Here is a 17,273-nt window from a genome sequence, read left to right on the forward strand (position 1 = left end):
AGCATGCCCATCTCCGGGCCGGCGCCGCGCTAGGGCGCAGGTCCGGGTCGTTCGACCGACCAGGAGCGTCACATGTCATCCTCCACCTCCACCTCCACCTCCGCCTCGTCCTCCGTCCCGCCGGACGGCGGGCGCACCGATCCGGCGACCGGCCTGCCCGCCGACCTCTCCACGGACCGGCTCGTCCTGCGGACGTGGTCGACCGACGAGATCGCGGGAGTCCTCGACGGAAGCCGCCGCTCGCACTGGGCCGGGGACTTCCCCGCCGAGGGCGATCACGTCATCGCCGGGCTCCTCGCCGACCATCCCGCCTGGCTGCACCCGTACGGCCACCGGCAGGTCGTCGAGCGGGCGAACCGTCTGGTGATCGGCTCCATCGGCCTCTTCTGGCCGCCGAGCGACGGCACGCTGGAGCTCGGGTACGGCGTGGTCCCGTCGCGGCGGGGCCAGGGATACGCGACCGAGGCGGCCCGGGCCCTGGCGGAGTTCGCCCTCACCGCGCCGGGCGTCCACACGGTGTACGCCTCCGTGGAACCGGCGAACCTGCCGTCCCTCCGGGTCCTGGAGAAGGCCGGCTTCCACCGCGTGAGCGCGGACGCATCGCCGGACGAGCCTTCGGATGAGACCCCGGACCAGGAGCTGGACCAGGCCCCGGCTGAGGCCCCGGTCAGGTTCCGCTTCACGGGGCCGGACTCGTCCCGGCCGTAGGCGCCCACGCCCGGGGGGACCGGCGCCGGTGCCAGGCTCCGGCTCCCCGCCCGGTGGCTGGGGGCCCCTGTGACAGTGAGGCCCCAGCGGTTACGGTGGTCGGAAGATCGTTCCGCAGGAAGGAAAACGGGATCATGCGACTCTTCGACGCCCACCATCCGGTGGAACCCCCGCGATGACGGCGACCGACGAGACGCACGTGCTCGTGCGTACGGAGGGCCAGGCCGGTTTCCTCACCCTCAACCGGCCGCGGGCCCTCAACGCCCTCACCCACGCCATGGTGCTCCGCATCGACGAGGCGCTGACCGCGTGGGAACACGACCCGGCCGTCGAGACCGTCGTCATCGACGGCGCGGGGGAGCGGGGACTGTGCGCGGGCGGAGACATCCGGGCCATCCACGACGACGCCCGCCGCGGCGGCTCCGCGTCCGCCGCGTTCTGGCGCGACGAGTACCGGCTGAACGCGCGTATCGCCCGCTACCCCAAGCCGTACGTGGCGTTCATGGACGGCATCGTGATGGGCGGCGGAGTCGGCGTCTCGGCCCACGGATCGGTCCGTGTCGTCACCGAGCGCTCCCGCGTGGCGATGCCCGAGACGGGCATCGGCTTCGTGCCCGACGTCGGCGGCACGTTTCTGCTGAGCCGCGCGCCGGGCGAACTGGGCACCCACCTCGCGCTGACCGGCGCCCAGGTGGGTGCGGCGGACGCGCTGCCGGCCGGGCTCGCCGACCACGTCGTACGGTCGCGGGACCTGCCCCGGCTCGCGGCGGAACTCACCCGCGCCCCCGCTCACGAGGTACTCCCGCGCTTCGCGCGGGCACCGGAGACGCCCGGCGAGGCGGCCGCCCAGCGGGAGTGGATCGACACCTGCTACGCGGCCGACACGGTGGAGGGGGTGATCGACCGGCTCCTCGACTGCGGTGTGCCCGAGGCGAAGGAGACCGCCGCCACCCTGCTGGCCAAGTCGCCGACCGCGCTGAAGGTGACCTTCGCCGCGCTCCGCCGCGCACGCCGCCTGGAATCCCTGGAGGCCGTGCTGGACATGGAGTTCCGGCTGTCCTGCGCCGCGCTCTCCTCCTCCGACCTCGTGGAGGGCATCCGCGCCCAGGTGATCGACAAGGACCGGAACCCCCGGTGGTCCCCGCCCGACCTCCCGGCGGTCACGGACGAGGACGTCGCCCGGTACTTCACCCGGCCGAGCGCGGGCGACCTGGGACTGGCCCGGCCCCACCCCTAGATAGTGCTTCAGGTTCCCGTGCGGACGCGGCGGCCCGCCCGTCCTGCGGATCTCGCCGCATCGGCGCGCGGGTCCCCCGGCCAGGCCCACCGCACATCGGTCGACGGGGAGTCGTGCAGACTGGGGCGATGAGTTCCGGGGCGGGGCATGGCGAGGGTGGCTGGGACGACGAAGGGGCTCTCCGGGATGCGCTGAGACGCAGGGCCCAGAAGCTCGGGCTCGTTCTGACCGAGTCGGACGGCACGCGGGGTCGCCGCGCGGAGTACGTCGACGCGGGGAGCGGTCGGCGCGTCGTGGTGGCGTACCCACCCGGCGAGAAGTGGCGGTCCTTCCTGGTGATCCTCAAGGCCGACGGCACGCGCCTGGCCTGGGGGTGGACCCCGGACCTGGCCGAGGTCGTCAGGGCGACGGCGGCGTGGACGGGCGGTGCGGGGCTGGAGGAGACCCGGGCGCGCGCCTCGTTCATCCGGTTCAGGCCCTGGGCCCTCGCCCACGAGCGGCAGCCGTTCGGTGCCGTCGAGTTGGCGTGGTCGCTCAAGCTCGACCTCATCCACATGCCGCCGAACGAGCGCCACCCGCGCGCCCACGCGCTGCTGGCGGCGGCGTACGCCCAGCCGGTGCTGCGCCGGCTGATGCCGGTCAACAGCCATTTCATCCTCTGGTTCTCCACCAGGATCAAGGACCCCTACAAGGCTCCGATCGGGTACGCCATCAGCCCCTACGACGAAGGGTGTTACGGGGTGCGGAGCCGCGGCCGGCCGGTCGTACGCACCGAGACGCCACAGGAGGCCGTAGCCCTCGTGGTGGCCGCCCTCCCGGAGGATCTCGGCCCGGCAAGCTGAGGCGGCGTAGAGGGCCGCGGGCCGTACGCGCGGCCTTCGCAGCACGGGAAGTCGCACCGGTGACCTTTCCGTGCGGGTGGTGAGATCCGTACGGCAGGCCCAGATCGCCTGCCCGGCAGGCCGGTCCCGACGGCCGGCAGACCGGGGCCTTCTCGTTCGGATCGTCTCGCGGATCGCCTCGCCGACCGGATGACGAGGGCGGCGAGGCGGAGTCCGGCGAGGGCGGGTGTGCCGGAGCCGTTTCGTCGCGACCGGGTGGAGGCAGACCCGGTGGACGGACCCCCGACTGTTGGTGGCGACACCAGGACCGGCGCCCGCTCCCCAGCGCCCCGCCCGGGCCGACAGGACGGGTCCGCGCCACCGAGACCCGCCGCGACGCGCTCGTGCACGACGCCGTCGCCGGCGGCGGCGCCGCACCGCGACCCAGCGTCGGCGAGCGGCCTCTCCCGCACGGGCTGCGTGCGGGAGAGGTCCGGTCGTCCCGCGTGTGCGGGGCGCGTGAGGGAGAGGTCCGGTCCTGCTTCGGGTGGGGTGTGGGTGGGACGCCTACGGCGGAGGCCCGGTCCTCCCGCGTGTGCCACGCGGGCGACGTACGGCAGGCGGGGGCGGCTCGTTCCGGCGTCGGCGTCCGTGGGCGTCCGCCCGGTCCCCGTCAGCTTCCTTCGGCGACCACGACGAAGTGCCCGCGCCGCTCCTCGCCGTCCGGCAGGCGCCAGCCGGCCGTGACATGGCCGAGGGTCCGCTCGTCCGGGGCGGTGCCGGAGGACGGCTCGGCGGCGCGCAGGACGCGTGCCACCCGCAGGACGAGCGGGGCACTCGGCGCGTCGGCGGCCCGTCCGCTCTCCGCCGCGGGCCGCACGAGGACATCGGTCCCCTGCGGGCCGTCGGTCACGGGGGACGGCCCGGTCGCCGTGACCGGCTCCGTCACGCCCGTCGCCGCGTGGCGGGAGAAGGAGGGGACCACCGTGGGATCGGGGGTGTCGGTGTCGCTCTGCGCCTGCGGTTCTGCGTGGCCCTGGAGGAGGGCCAGCAGCTGGGCCACGAAAACCGGGTCGTGCGTGCCGTCGTACACGTAGCGCAGCCCCAGCACACCGTGCTCGGTGGTGCCGACGAGCCCGTGCTCGGCATCCGTCGCGCCGTCGATCGGCGCCGCGCGGTACGTGAGCGGTACGTGGTACGAGACCGGCCGGTCGCCGGACGTGTCCGTGACGACCATGAACTCGATGCCCACCTCACCCTCGGGGTCGTCGAGCCGGAAGCCGCCCGCCTTCTCGAGCTCCGGCGTGCGTCCCGCGCCCCCGACGTACCAGGGCCGGTGGGGGAGCCAGGAGGTCAGCAGCTCCAGCTTGGTGGGCTTCAGGGTGGTGTGGTGGATGACAGCCATGATCCGAACCTACCGGGCACGCCCCCGTCCCCTTCCGTGGGGGTGCGAGGTGCCCGGCGCGGTGGTCGAGGGCAACCGGCCACCGCGGGACCGGAGTTGTCGCCACCCGCGGCGAGTCGCCTGGAATCGCCGGGTGTGTCCCGGAGCTCCCGGGGTAGGGAGCCACCGGGGGGGGGCGGAGGGCTGCCGCCGGGAGCTGCGGCAGTCGGAGGATTCGAGCGGGTCGCGCCGGGCAGGCGCCCGTTATCGGCTGTTATGTTCCCCAGGGAGGTGTGCCGATGGAGCACCGTGACGACCACGCAGTACCGAACCCGGCCGACCGATACCCGCGGCCGGACTTCCCCGCCCAGGAGCAGGAGCACCCGGGGTGGACCGGCCCGATGGACCCGCCGCCCGACCACGGCGAGACGAGCTACCACGGCCATGCCCTGCTCTACGACCGCAAGGCCCTCATCACCGGCGCCGACTCGGGCATCGGCAGGGCCGTGGCCCTCGCCTTCGCGCGTGAAGGCGCCGACATCGTCTTCACCCACCTGCCGGAGGAGGAGGGCGAGGCGGCCGAGACCAGGCGTCTGGTCGAGGACGCGGGCCGCAAGGCGGTGGCGGTCCCCTGCGACATCCGCGAGGAGCAGCAGTGCGCGCGGCTCGTCGCGCGGGCCGTCGAGGAGCTGGGCCGCATCGACATCCTCGTCAACAACGCGGCCTATCAGATGTCCCAGCCGGCCGGCATCCAGGACATCACGACCGAACAGTTCGACCGTGTCCTGCGGACGAACCTCTACGGCATGTTCTGGCTGACGAAGATGTCGCTGCCTCACATGCCGAAGGGCGGTGTCGTCATCAACTCCGCCTCGGTGCAGGGCTACCAGCCCAGCCCGCATCTGCTGGACTACGCGATGACCAAGGGTGCGATCGTCACCTTCACCCAAGGGCTGGCCCAGATGCTCGCCTCCGACGGCATCCGCGTCAACGCGGTCGCCCCGGGGCCGGTCTGGACGCCGCTGATCCCGGCGACCCTTCCGGACACCGTCGAGTTCGGCAAGCAGTCGCCCCTCGGCCGCCCGGCCCAGCCCGCCGAGATGGCTCCCGCCTACGTCTTCCTCGCCTCCCCGCAGGCGAGTTACATCACCGGCGAGATCGTCAACGCGACCGGCGGCACTCCGCTGCCCTGACCGTGTCACCCCGAGGCGCCCGGCTTCTCCGGCGTCCGGGGTGTGAGGCGCGGAATCCGGGGAAGGCGCCTCCCGTCCCCCCACGGGCAGGTCGCGAGGTCCCGGGGGCGGCCCCACCGATCCCCTTCCGGTGGGGCCGCCCCCGGGACCCGCGCGTCTGGCCGCGTGTCCGGCGGTCCGGAGCGCGATCGGCGGGCCGGATGGTGAGCGGCCGGCGCAGGGGCGTACGGGGCCGGGGCGGCCCCCGCGCGATCATCCGCGCCGTCACACGATCGACGAGCCGCGCGCCAGGAGCAGCGCCACGTCCGCCGCCGCCACGGCCACCGCCCCGGCGAACGCCGTCTTCCGCCACCACCGCCCCGGCACCGGGCCCGCGAGGCCGACGGCGGCGGCCCCCGCCACCAGGGCCACCGCGACCCCGTCGACGCCCGCCGTGCCCTCCGGCCCCAGCGCCAGGACCGCCGTCGCGGCCACGAGCGGGACCGGCAGCGACAGTCGGGTGCCGGTGACCCCCAGCCGGTGCGGCAGCCCCCGGATCCCCGCCGCCACGTCGTCGGGGATGTCCCCGAGCGAATCCGCGAGATGGGCCGCCACGCCGAGGAGGGCTCCGGCGGCCGTCGCCCACCAGGCGGGCCAGGGGTGGCCGGGCAGACTCAGGGTGACGACCGCGGGAAGGGTGCCGAAGCCGATCGCGTACGGCAGCCAGGACAGCGCGGTCGCCTTCAGCCGCACGTTGTACGCCCAGGCCGCGGCGACCCCGGTCAGGTGCACCGCCCCGGCGAGGAGACCGCAGGCCAAGGACAGAGGTACGCACAGCGCCAGGGCGCCGAACGCCGCCGCCCACACCGCGCCGGGGGACACCGCGCCGCGCGCCACCGGTTTCCCCCGGCGTCCGGCGGCGGCATCGCGCCGGACGTCGAAGGCGTCGTTGCACCAGCCCACGGAGAGCTGTCCGGTCAGTACGGCGCCGCCGACCAGCAGGCAGCGAGGAGCGCTCAGGCCCACGAGGACGCAGAGCGCGACGGTCAGCGCGGAGACGGCGGCGACCGGTCCGGGGTGACAGGAGAGGGCCAGCCCCACCGCCCGGCCGCCCGGCCGCGAGGTCGCGGCGCCTGACCGGGGCCCCTCGACCGCATCCATGGTGTCCATCGGCCGATCGTAGGCACCGGCCTGGGGGGCGAACTGCCCGAACACGAACAAAAGCGGCAGACGCGAAGGGAATATGCACCTTTCGCCCCACTCTCGCGTGCAGGATGACGCCATGAAGCCTCCCCCTCAGGAGACCGGATGACCCGGATCGCGGCCGTGCACGGTGTCGTCCCTCCCCACCGCCACACCCAGCGCGACGTGACCGACATGGTGGCGCGCACCTGCCTCACGCCGGGCGCCGACCGCCGTGTCCTGGACCGTCTCCACCGCAACGCGCGGGTGCACACACGGCACATGGTGCTGCCCCTGGAGCGCTACGGCGCACTCGACGGCTTCGGGGCGGCCAACGACGTCTTCATCGACGCCGCCGTCGACCTCGGCGGGCGGGCCGTGCGCGGCGCCCTGCGGACGGCGGGACTGCGCCCCGCCGACGTGGACCTGCTGATGTTCACCTCCGTCACCGGCGTGGCCGCCCCCTCCGTCGACGCCCGGCTCGTCGGACGGCTCGGGCTGCGGCCCGACGTGAAGCGCCTGCCCGTCTTCGGCCTGGGCTGCGTCGCCGGCGCGGCCGGGGTGGCCCGGCTGCACGACTACCTGCTCGGCGCCCCCGACCACGTCGCCGTCCTCCTCTCCGTCGAACTCTGCTCCCTCACCTTCCAGAACCGGGACGCGTCCCCCGCCAACCTGGTGGCGACCGCGCTCTTCGGCGACGGCGCGGCGGCCGTCGTCGCCGCCGGTGACCGCCGCACGCCCCGGCCGCGGGCCGGAGCGCCCGAGGTCGTGGCCACCCGCAGCCGCATGTACCCGGACAGCGAAGGCGTCATGGGCTGGAGCATCGGGGACTCCGGTTTCAAGGTCGTCCTCGACCCCGGTGTGCCCGACGTCGTCCGGAGGTACCTCGCCGACGACGTCAGCGGTTTCCTGGAGGAACACGGCCTCAAACCCAAGGACATCGCCCACTGGGTCTGCCACCCCGGCGGCCCCAAGGTCCTCGAAGCCGTCTCCGAGGTGCTCGAACTGCCCGAGGGCGCACTCGACATCACCTGGCGCTCACTCGCCGAGGTGGGGAACCTCTCCTCCTCGTCGGTGCTGCACGTCCTCAGGGACACGCTGGAACAGCGGCGGCCCGAGCCGGGAACGCCCGGGCTGCTGATGGCCATGGGCCCGGGATTCTGCAGCGAACTGGTGTTGCTGCGCTGGTAGGACGGAGAACACGTGATCTGGTACACCGGCCTGGTACTGGCCGTGGCGGTGGAACGCCTCGCCGAACTCGGCGTGGCACTGCGCAACACCCGATGGAGCACGGCCAGAGGAGGAACGGAGAGCGGCCGCGGCCACTATCCCGCGATGGTCGCCCTGCACACCGGCCTGCTGGCCGGATGCCTCGCCGAAGTCCTCCTCACCGGGCGCCCGTTCGTTCCGTGGTTCGGCTGGACCATGGTGGCCGTCGTCGTCTCCGCGCAGGCCCTGCGCTGGTGGTGCGTCGCCACGCTCGGACCCAGGTGGAACACCCGCGTCATCGTCGTCCCCGGCCTGCCCCTGGTCTCCGGCGGGCCGTACCGGTGGCTGCGCCACCCCAACTACGTCGCCGTGGCCGCCGAAGGACTCGCGCTCCCGCTGGTCCACGGCGCCTGGATCACCGCCGCCGTCTTCACCCTGCTCAACACCGCGCTCATGACCGTGCGCATCCGCTGCGAGGAGGCGGCCCTCTCCGGTGCCGCCGCCCCCCGTGCGCCCCGGGCCTCCCGTACGGCGGGCGGGGCGGACGTACGCGCGTGATCGACGTCCTGGTGGCGGGTGGCGGCCCGGCCGGTCTGGCGGCCGCGATCCAGGCCGCGCGCAGAGGCATGGAGACCGTCGTCGTGGAACCGCGCGACCGGCCCGTCGACAAGGCCTGCGGCGAAGGGATCATGCCCAGCGGTGTCGTGGCGCTGCGCGAGCTCGGCGTGCGCGTGTCCGGCGTCGCACTGCGCGGCATCCGCTACACCGACGGCGGGCGCGGCGTCGAGGCCGCCTTCCGCGGCGGTACGGGTCTCGGTGTCCGGCGGACCGCGCTCCACGCCGCCCTGCACGAGCGGGCCGAGGAACTCGGCGTGCGCATCGTCCCAGGGAAGGTGGGGCGGATCGAGCAGGACCATGACGGGGTCACCGCGGTGGGAATGACGGCGCGTTGGCTGATCGCCGCCGACGGCCTGCACTCCCCGGTCCGGCGCGAGCTGGGCCTCGACGTCCCGGTCGGGGCCACGCGGCGCTACGGCCTGCGCCGCCACTACCGCATCCCTCCCTGGACGGACCTGGTGGAGGTGCACTGGTCCCGCACGGGTGAGGCGTACGTGACGCCCGTCGGGGACCGGCTGGTGGGCGTGGCCGTCCTCAGCCGCGACCGCCGCCCCTACGAGGAACAGCTGGCGTCCTTCCCCGGCCTCGCCGCCTCGCTCCGGGGCCTGGAGGCCGGAAGCGTGCGCGGGGCGGGGCCCCTGCGCCGGCGGGCACGGGCCCGGCGGGCCGGGCGCGTCCTGCTGATCGGCGACGCCGCCGGGTACGTCGACGCGCTCACGGGGGAGGGCATCGCCCTGGCGGCCGCCACCGCCTCGGCCGCCGTCGCCTGTCTCGCCGCCGGGCGGCCCGAGGACTACCCCGCGCGGTGGGCGCGGCTGACGCGTCGGCACCGGCTGCTGACCGAGGCGCTCCTGCGCACCGCCGGCCACCCCGCCGCCGCCCGCCTGATCGTCCCGGCGGCCCGCCGCGCACCGGCGCTCTTCCGGGCGGCGGTGCACGCCTTGCAGTAGCCGGCCCGGGCGGCGGTGCACGCCTTGCAGTAGCCGGTCCGGGTGGCGGTGCACGCCGTGCCCGTACGGGCCGGAGCCCGGCGCGGCCTGGGCCGGCGGCGGCGTGGCCTGCGCCGGTGGTACCTCCGCGCGCCTCCACCCGGGGCGCCACCACCGGCACGCCGCCCCCTCCGCCTCCGCCCCGGGCGGCCGGGGTCGCGCCGGGTCGTGACCCGTTCGGCGGCGACGCGGTCCGCCGCCGGTCCGCCGGGAGCGCCCTCGCCCCACCCCGGGCGGCCGCACGACCCACCCCGCGGACGGCGGCCGCACGGTCTTCGGCACCTGCGCGGTTCCGGAGCCGGATCGGTATAAAGGGCGCATGGGAAGCGTCGAACGGTACGAGCTGACATTTCCGGTCTCGGGCGACTCCATCGTGGTCACCCGCACCGACCGCAAGGGGGCCGGCGGGCACTCCGTCTACGCCGATGACACCGGCATCGTGCAGGCCGAGATCAACGACGAGGGAGAGGTGCGCATGGTGGCCAGCGGCGGTCACCAGAGCCACGGCGGACCCGTCCGGGCCGTTCCCCTGCCTTGAAAACCCTGCCGCGATGATCCTCCTCACCTGAGATGATCTCCGGGCGTCCGGGCCCACCTCCGGCCCGGACAACAGGGGAGGATCAAGGTGAAGAGAGTCAACGCGGCAGCGCTGGGACTGGCCGTCGCCGGCAGCCTGCTGCTCGCCACCGCCGCGCCGGCGGCGACGGCCGTGCAGGCGGTCCAGGCCCCCGGCGCGGCGCGGGCCGTGGCCTCGGCCCCCGCGGCATACGCCGGGACCGCGCAGGCGACCGAGCCGTATCCGGACGAGACCCGTGTCATCACCTGGAACGTCTGCGGCGAGGCCGGCAGCCCGCGCGGACAGGAGGGCTACTGCGCCTTCCGCAACGAGCCGGACCGGAAGATGGAACAGGTCGCCCAGCTGGTGGCCGAGCACCAGGCGAACGTGGTGATGCTCCAGGAGGTCTGCGGATACGACGAGACCACGCCCGAGGCCGAGCGCCGCGCCAACTGGGGCAAGAGCCACATGGCGCTCCTGAAGGAACGTCTCGGCGCCGGCTGGTCACTCGCGCACGCGTCCGGCAACCGCGAGTCGGATCTGGACAGCCGCTGCCGGGGCGAGGCCCTCGGCGGCGACCTGGGCGTGCTGCTCGCGGTCAAGGGCACCTTCGCGGGCCCCGTCGAACGGATCGAGACGGTGCCCGCCGAACTCTCGGCGCGCAAGCTGCCGTTGCTGTGCGCCCGGGTCACCGGCCGCACCGACAAGTACTGCACCACGCACCTCATACCGGGCGAGGCGGCCATCGCCAAGCGCCAGTCGGAGACCGTCGCCGCCCACCTCGCGGACGACATCCCCGTCGGGGTGGTGATCGGCGGCGACTTCAACCGCAACGCCGGGTCCGCCGACCTGGCCCCGATCGCGGACCCGCTGGACCGCTGCGTCGACGGCGACCACACCTACCAGTACTGGGCGTCCACCGCCACCGCCCCCAGCCGCCACTGGCTCGACCACCTCTTCACCACGCCGCGCGCCGACGGCGCCCGCTTCGTCTCCTGCGCGGTCGACCAGACCCGCATGGACAGGACCCGGAACACCGGGACCGAGACGACCAATCCGCCCAACGGCTACTCCGACCACGCCCCGGTCATCGCCTACCTGCGGAACGCCCCCGTACCCGGCGACATGACGGGTGACGGCAAGCCCGACCTCCTCGCGGTCGACGCCGCGGGCAAGCTGCGCCTCTACCACGGCAAGGGCACCGGCGCCGTCCCCGGAGCGCACGACATCATCGGCACCGGCGGCTGGGGGAGCGCCTCCGTGACGCACCGCGGCGACTGGACGGGAGACGGCACGGAGGACGTCGTCGCCCGGGTGGGCGGCGAACTGCGCGTCTACGCCAACCGCGGGGACGGCTCCCTCACCGCCCCCGTCACGGTGGCCGGGGGCCTTCCCACGGACGCGAAGGTCGTGAGCCCCGGCGACGTCACGGGCGACGGGCACCCCGACACCCTCCTCTCGTACGACGACCGGCTGTGGCTCTACGCGGGCGTGCGCGGCGCCGCGCCGGCCGTGGCCGCACCCGTGCTCGTCGGGAACAGCGGCTGGGACGTGATGACCCTGACCGCTCCCGGCGACGCCGACCACGACGGCCGTCAGGACCTCCTCGCCCGCAACACGGCCAACGGCGACCTGTGGCTCTACCGGGGCCGCGACGGCGGACGTTTCGAGGACCGCACCCTCTACGGCCACGGCTACGGCGTGGCCAACCGGCCCCTGCTCGCCGGCGCGGCCGACGCCGACGGCAACGGCACCGCCGACCTCTGGACCACGACGAACGAGGGGACCGGCACCCTGATGTTCTACGCCGGTGCCACCGGTTCGTCGGGAGACCCGGTGGACGGGGAGCGTACGACGGTCGGCCTGAGCGGCTGGAACACCATCCGTTCCATCGGCTGACGGTGAGCGCGCAGCCCGCCCGACCCCCGTGGCCGGGCGGGCTTGTCCGGTCAGGCGGCGAGTGCGACCGGCTCGCCCAGGCGTGCGGCGGCCGTCCGCCAGGCCGACGTCACCGCCGCGTGGGCGAGCGCGGTCCGCTCGGGGCCCGCACCGGTCAGCAGTACGGGCGCACCCACGTGGACGTGCAGGCCGGGTCGGCGCAGCGGCGCCGTGAACAGCCCCGCGAGCTGCTTCGGGCCGCTTCCCGAGGTGATGCGACGGGCCCCCGCCTGGCCGAGCGGCACGACGGGCGCCCCGGTGTGCTCGGCGAGCCGGGAAAGGCCGCTCCGGAAGGCCTCGGGAGCCGCCTCGCCCGCGTCCCTGCGGCTCGGGATCCCGCCCTCGCCGTAGATCAGGACGAGGCGCCCCCGCGCGAGCGCCCGCGCCGCCCCGGCGAGCGAGTCGGCGGCCCGGCGGTCCCCGCGGTGGACGGGCACGTACCCTTCCCGGGCCAGCGCGCGGCCGAGCAGCGGGATCCGCCACAGGCCCGCGGTCGCCAGGACGACCGGCTCGACTCCCAGACGCCGCAGCGCCGCCAGGACGACGGCGGGGTCGGCGAGCGAGGTGTGGTTGGCGGCGATGATGCTGCCGGGCGCGAACTCGGCGTCGGCGTCGGTGGTGACCGTCAGACGGCCGACGGCGGGCACCAGGGCGTCGGCGATGCGGCTGAGCATGTGCGGATCTCCCGGACTCGGCGGTGCGACGACCTCCATCGTCGGCGGTGGGCGGCCCGCGGACGTGAGTACCGGTACTCAACCTCAGGGTCCGCCGTACCCAGCGGATCCCGGGCAGGCGCCGGACACCGGAGGACCCCCGGGGATCACTCGAACGGCGTGGTGTCCCCGGCTCCCCGGCGGACGATCTCCACGCCGTCGCCGGAGAAGTCGATGACGGTGGTCGGCTCGGTGCCGCAGTCGCCCGAGTCCAGGACGGCGTCGACCAGGTGGTCCAGCCGTTCCTTGATCTCCCAGCCCTGCGTCAGCGGCTCGGCCTCGTCGGGCAGCAGCAGGGTGCTGGACAGCAGCGGCTCGCCGAGTTCGGCGAGGAGGGCCTGGGTGACGCCGTGGTCGGGGATCCGGACGCCCACGGTCTTCTTCTTCGGGTGCAGCAGCTGGCGCGGCACCTCCTTCGTCGCCGGCAGGATGAAGGTGTAGCTGCCGGGGGTCGCCGCCTTGACCGCACGGAAGACGTTGTTGTCGATGTGCACGTACTGCCCCAGTTGGGCGAAGCTCTCGCACACGAGGGTGAAGTGGTGGCGGTCGTCGAGGTTCCGGATCGTCCTGATGCGGCTGATGCCGTCACGGCTGCCCACCCGGCAGCCCAGCGCGTAGCAGGAGTCCGTCGGATAGGCGACGAGCGCGCCGGAACGGATGCTGTCGGCCACGGTGCCGATGGTGCGCGGCTGCGGATTGTCGGGGTGGACATCGAAGTACTTGGCCATCCGCCGAGTCTACGGGCTGTTCGGGCCTCCCCCGGCGGGCGCACGACGGCGGCTACGCCAGGGGGGTGGGGGCCGGATCCGGTCGCCACCCCCCGCTCTGCGCGTGTCAGCGGTGGCCCAGCCAGCCCGCCGCCGGGAGGAGCCGGCCGTCGTAGCCGAACAGGGCCTGGTTCTCCCAGCCGTTGCCCGAAGCGGGGTCGGCCGGGTCCCAGCCGTTGCCGGGGACGGCGGTCCAGGTGGGCTCCCAGTAGACGACCCCCAGGCCCCGGCCGTTCGGTACGGCCTCGACCACGTTCATGACGTCACGCAGCCACGCCGCCTGTCCCGCGGTGCTCGCCGGGTAGCCGGAGACGAGTTCGGCCGTGGTGTCGATGATGTTCTCGTGGCCGTCGTCGCTGTCGAGGCGGAAGGGGTACGCGGTCTCGACGACCAGGACCGGCTTGCCGTATCGGGCCGAGATGTCGTCGAGGTTGGCCTGCAGACCGGACAGCGGCCCGTGCCAGTAGCCGTAGAACGACAGGGCGATCACGTCGTAGGCGACGCCCTGGGCCGTCGCGTTGTCGAACCACCAGCGGTAGAGGGCGTTGTCGCCGCCGTCTGCCAGATGAAGGGCGACCTGGGTCGAGGCGGAGACCGCCTTGGTGGCGGAGGCGCCGGACTTCAGGAGCCCGGCGAGCCGGCCCCAGTCGTCCGTGGAACCCTCCGGCCACAGCATGCCGGTGTTCGTCTCGTTGCCGATCTGCACCATGTCCGCGGTGGTGCCCTGTGCCTTCAGGGCGCTCAGGACGTCGTACGTGTGCTGGTAGACGTCCGTCTTCAGCTGCGTGTACGAGTGACCCGCCCAGGCGGCCGGTGTGGTCTGCGCGCCGGGGTCCGCCCAGGTGTCGGAGTAGTGGAAGTCGACCAGGAGCTTCATGCCCTGGGCTTTGATCCGCTTCGCCGTCGCCAGGACACGGTCCTTGTCGTTGTATCCGTCGGCGGGGTTCACCCACACCTTGAGGCGGCCGTAGTCGGCCCCCGCCGACCTCAGGATCGTCAGGGCGTCGCCGGGGCTTCCGCCGCTCGTGCGGTAGACGCCGCCGAGGTCCTCGCTCTTGCTCAGGGAGGAGACGTCGACCCCCTTCACGGCGAGCCCGGTCCTCCCGGCGGTGAAGGCCAGATCGTCGACGTTGAGCCAGCGGCCCGCCCCGGCGTCGGAGGCGACACTGACGGTGCACTGGCCGCCGGTCACCTTCACCGAGGTGACCAGCCGTACCCAGGCGCCGTCGGGGGTGGGCGGCAGATCGGTGCGCTGTTCGGCCGAGCCGCAGTTGCGCAGGGCGAGGTAGGCGGAGTTCTGCCCGCCGCTGGAACGCACCCACGCGCTCAGCGTGTAGTCGCCCGCGGCCAGCCCCGTCAGGTGCTGGTAGGTCTCCACCGCGTACGCGGTGGACGACCAGTGCGTGAGGCGGTGGCCGCCACCGCGCCCGCCGGGTTCGGTGAAGGAAGCGGCGTTCCGGCCGGTCGCCGAGTAGGTGGACCAGCCGACCGGGGTGGCGGTGCCGACGCCGCCGGACTCGAATCCGGCGTTGGTGAGTGTGGCGGCGGCCCGCGCCTGGGGAGCCGGCAGCGCGGCGAGGAGCAGGGCCGAGAGGGCGGCGGCGGCAGCGGCTCGCAGCCCGGAGACGCGCCCCGGCCCGCGTGTGCCCGCCGTCCCGGCGCGTGTGGTGCGTGGTGCGATGTCCATGTCGGTGTCCCTTCGACGGTGGAGGGGTGCGGTGGTGCCCGCGCCCGGAGGCGGCACCGTGCTGAGCCGCCGCCCGGCGGGCGGTGTCTACGAGTGAGCCGAAGGGGCGCGCGGGTGCCGGGAGGGAGAACGCGCGGAGGGTCGCGAGGATCGAGCGACCCGAGCACGACCGACCGTCGACGCACGCTGAGAGCGCCCCGGAGGAGAACCGGGCCTCACATCATGGGTCAGGTGTCCAGCCGTACGACGCGGACCGCGCCCGCGGGCACCACGAGGTGGCCGTCGGCCCGCTCCCCGTCGAGGAGTTCGGTGCCGGGGCCGTCGAGGGGCACCTTGGCGTCCTGCGCGGTGTGGTTGAGCGCGAAGAGGAAGTCGCCGCCCTCCCCGGAGCGGCGCACCACCTCGACGTCGCGGGGGAGCGCGTCCCGCGGGTCGACGCCGGCGTCCCGACAGGCGGCGCGGAGCACGGAGTCCAGCGCGTCGGCGGTGAGCCGGGTGGACACGTACCAGGCCGTGCCCAGGCCGAGCCGGTGGCGCGTGACGGCGGGGCCTCCGGCCGCCGGACCGTCGGCGTACGTCCAGACGGTCTCCGCTCCGCGCGGCACGACGAACTCCGTCCACACGTCGGCGGGCAGCGAGGCACCGTCGGGACCGGTGATCCGCACGCCCTCGCCCGCGCCGAGCGGCGACCACTCCTCGACGGTCAGACCGAGGACGTCGCGCAGCGCGCCCGGGTAGGCCCCCGGGTGCACCGCGTCGTGTTCGTCGACGATCCCGGAGAAGTACGAGACGACGAGCGTGCCGCCGTTCTCGACGTACGACCGCAGGTCGCGCCCGGCGGCCTCGGTGGCGAGGTAGAGCGCGGGGACGACCACCAGGGGATAGGCCGAGAGGTCGGCCTGCGGGTGGGCGAAGTCGACGGTCAGATGCAGGTCGTACAGGCTTTCGTAGAAGCTGTCGGCGCGTTCGCGCGCGTCGTGGTCCTCGCTCGGGCGCCACTCCAGGTTCTGCGCCCACCACGACTGCCAGTCCCACAGCACGCAGACGTCGGGGACGGTCCGCGTCCCGCGCAGCTCCGCCAGTGCGCCGAGGTCCGCGCCGAGCTCCACGACCTCGCGCCAGACCCGGGAGTCCGTCCCGGCGTGCGGCACCATCGAGGAGTGGAACTTCTCGGCCCCGCGCCGGGACTGGCGCCACTGGAAGAACATGGCGCCCTCGGAGCCGCGGGCGACGTGGGCGAGGGAGTTGCGGGCCATCTCGCCCGGGCGCTTGGCCGGGTTGCGGGGCTGCCAGTTGACACCGGACGTGGAGTGCTCGAGCAGCAGCCAGGGGGCGCCGCCCGCCACGGAACGAGTGAGGTCGGCGGCCATCGCCAGGTTGACGTGGGTGCGGCGGCCGTCGGTGATCAGGTAGTGGTCGTTGGTGACGACGTCGACCTCGCGGCCCCAGGTCCAGTAGTCGAGGGAGTCGCACTGGCTGAGCGCGGTCATGAAGTTGGTGGTGACCGGGATGCCGGGGGACAGGCGGTGGAGGATGTCGCGCTCGCGGCGGAAGTTCTCGCGCAGGGTGGCGTCGGCGAAGCGCCGGTAGTCGAGCTGCTGGGCGGGGTTGCCGACGGTGGGGGTCAGACGGGGCGGGTCGATCTCCTCGTACGAGGCGTAGCGCTGGCCCCAGAAGGCCGTGCCCCAGGCGTCGTTGACCGCCTCGACCGAGCCGTGGGCGGTGTCGAGCCAGCGGCGGAACCGGACGGCGCAGGTGTCGCAGTAGCAGGCGCTGACCGGGACGCCGTACTCGTTGTGCACGTGCCAGAGGGCGAGGGCGGGGTGGGTGCCGTAGCGCCGGGCCAGCTCGGTGGTGATCCGCGCGGAGGCCTCGTGGTACGCCGGGGAGCTGTGGCAGATCGCTCCGCGTGAGCCGAAGGAGTACCGCACGCCCTCACGGGTGACCGGCAGCGCTTCGGGGTGGGCGCGGTAGAACCACGCGGGCGGCGCCACCGTCGGGGTGCCGAGGTCGACGCGGATGTCGTGGGCGTGGAGCAGGTCGAGCAGCCGGTCGAGCCAGCCGAAGTCGTAGGCGCCGGGTTCCGGTTCGAGCAGCGCCCAGGAGAAGATCCCGACGCTCACCATCGTGACGCCGGCCTCGCCCATCAGCCGGACGTCCTCCTGCCAGACGCTTTCGGGCCACTGCTCGGGGTTGTAGTCCCCGCCGAAGGCGAGCCGGCGCGGGCCGTGGGCAGTGGTCTCCGGCATGAAAGCTCTCCTGGTACCTCGGGGACGTCGGGTGATCCCGACG

Annotated in this window: 15 protein-coding genes; 9 read left to right on the forward strand and 6 right to left on the reverse strand. The window is 74.1% G+C overall.

Translation table 11 applies throughout. The features are described from left to right. The first annotated feature begins 72 nt into the window (after window positions 1–72). From AB0K65_RS04330 to AB0K65_RS04340, 3 genes are all read left to right on the forward strand, one after another. A complete protein-coding gene (locus tag AB0K65_RS04330) occupies window positions 73–708 on the forward strand; it encodes a GNAT family N-acetyltransferase (protein ID WP_365714171.1) in 636 nt (211 codons plus the stop codon). A gap of 175 nt (window positions 709–883) precedes the next feature. Next, complete coding sequence (locus tag AB0K65_RS04335; RefSeq protein WP_365714172.1) at window positions 884–1,945, forward strand: enoyl-CoA hydratase/isomerase family protein; 1,062 nt, start codon at window positions 884–886, stop codon at window positions 1,943–1,945. Between the two features lie 128 nt (window positions 1,946–2,073). Further along, a complete protein-coding gene (locus AB0K65_RS04340; RefSeq protein WP_365714173.1) occupies window positions 2,074–2,787 on the forward strand; it encodes a DUF6193 family natural product biosynthesis protein in 714 nt (237 codons plus the stop codon). Between the two features lie 652 nt (window positions 2,788–3,439). Here the strand turns inward: AB0K65_RS04340 and AB0K65_RS04345 are convergent. After that, entirely contained in the window at window positions 3,440–4,171 is a 732-nt protein-coding gene (locus AB0K65_RS04345) for a 1,4-alpha-glucan branching protein (RefSeq protein WP_365714174.1), read from the reverse strand. A 278-nt stretch (window positions 4,172–4,449) separates the two neighbouring features. On the opposite strand from AB0K65_RS04345, the gene AB0K65_RS04350 reads away from it, so the two are divergent. After that, complete coding sequence (locus tag AB0K65_RS04350) at window positions 4,450–5,343, forward strand: SDR family oxidoreductase (RefSeq protein ID WP_365714175.1); 894 nt, start codon at window positions 4,450–4,452, stop codon at window positions 5,341–5,343. A gap of 264 nt (window positions 5,344–5,607) precedes the next feature. Here AB0K65_RS04350 and AB0K65_RS04355 read toward each other — a convergent pair whose 3' ends face one another. Then, a complete protein-coding gene (locus AB0K65_RS04355; RefSeq protein WP_365714244.1) occupies window positions 5,608–6,483 on the reverse strand; it encodes a UbiA family prenyltransferase in 876 nt (291 codons plus the stop codon). A gap of 147 nt (window positions 6,484–6,630) precedes the next feature. Between AB0K65_RS04355 and AB0K65_RS04360 the strand changes: the two genes are divergently transcribed. The 5 genes from AB0K65_RS04360 to AB0K65_RS04380 all read left to right on the forward strand — a co-directional run bounded on the left by AB0K65_RS04360 (window position 6,631) and on the right by AB0K65_RS04380 (window position 11,775). Then, complete coding sequence (locus AB0K65_RS04360) at window positions 6,631–7,695, forward strand: 3-oxoacyl-[acyl-carrier-protein] synthase III C-terminal domain-containing protein (protein WP_365714176.1); 1,065 nt, start codon at window positions 6,631–6,633, stop codon at window positions 7,693–7,695. A 12-nt stretch (window positions 7,696–7,707) separates the two neighbouring features. Continuing rightward, on the forward strand, window positions 7,708–8,271 hold the full coding sequence (locus AB0K65_RS04365; protein ID WP_365714177.1) for an isoprenylcysteine carboxyl methyltransferase family protein: 564 nt from the start codon (window positions 7,708–7,710) through the stop codon (window positions 8,269–8,271). Continuing rightward, complete coding sequence (locus AB0K65_RS04370; protein ID WP_365714178.1) at window positions 8,268–9,281, forward strand: FAD-dependent monooxygenase; 1,014 nt, start codon at window positions 8,268–8,270, stop codon at window positions 9,279–9,281. The genes AB0K65_RS04365 and AB0K65_RS04370 overlap by 4 nt, the downstream gene beginning before the upstream one ends. Window positions 9,282–9,639: 358 nt before the next feature. Continuing rightward, entirely contained in the window at window positions 9,640–9,858 is a 219-nt protein-coding gene (locus AB0K65_RS04375) for a DUF6296 family protein (protein WP_365714179.1), read from the forward strand. Window positions 9,859–9,945: 87 nt separating this feature from the next. Continuing rightward, window positions 9,946–11,775 carry an FG-GAP-like repeat-containing protein gene (locus tag AB0K65_RS04380; protein ID WP_365714180.1) on the forward strand — a complete coding sequence of 610 codons (1,830 nt, stop codon included), beginning with the start codon at window positions 9,946–9,948 and terminating at the stop codon, window positions 11,773–11,775. Between the two features lie 50 nt (window positions 11,776–11,825). Here the strand turns inward: AB0K65_RS04380 and AB0K65_RS04385 are convergent, their stop codons facing one another. From AB0K65_RS04385 to AB0K65_RS04400, 4 genes are all read right to left on the reverse strand, one after another. Beyond that, the gene (locus AB0K65_RS04385; protein WP_365714181.1) at window positions 11,826–12,488 is read right to left on the reverse strand and encodes a lysophospholipid acyltransferase family protein; all 663 of its coding nucleotides are present in this window, start codon (window positions 12,486–12,488) and stop codon (window positions 11,826–11,828) included. A gap of 146 nt (window positions 12,489–12,634) precedes the next feature. Then, window positions 12,635–13,255, reverse strand: coding sequence for an L-threonylcarbamoyladenylate synthase (locus AB0K65_RS04390; RefSeq protein ID WP_365714182.1), 621 nt, complete (start codon window positions 13,253–13,255; stop codon window positions 12,635–12,637). A gap of 106 nt (window positions 13,256–13,361) precedes the next feature. After that, complete coding sequence (locus tag AB0K65_RS04395; RefSeq protein WP_365714183.1) at window positions 13,362–14,981, reverse strand: arabinogalactan endo-1,4-beta-galactosidase; 1,620 nt, start codon at window positions 14,979–14,981, stop codon at window positions 13,362–13,364. Window positions 14,982–15,208: 227 nt separating this feature from the next. Next, entirely contained in the window at window positions 15,209–17,230 is a 2,022-nt protein-coding gene (locus AB0K65_RS04400; protein WP_365714184.1) for a beta-galactosidase, read from the reverse strand. Between the last annotated feature and the right edge of the window lie 43 nt (window positions 17,231–17,273).

Source organism: Streptomyces sp. NPDC053755, from assembly GCF_040677675.1.
Classification (GTDB): Bacteria; Actinomycetota; Actinomycetes; order Streptomycetales; family Streptomycetaceae; genus Streptomyces.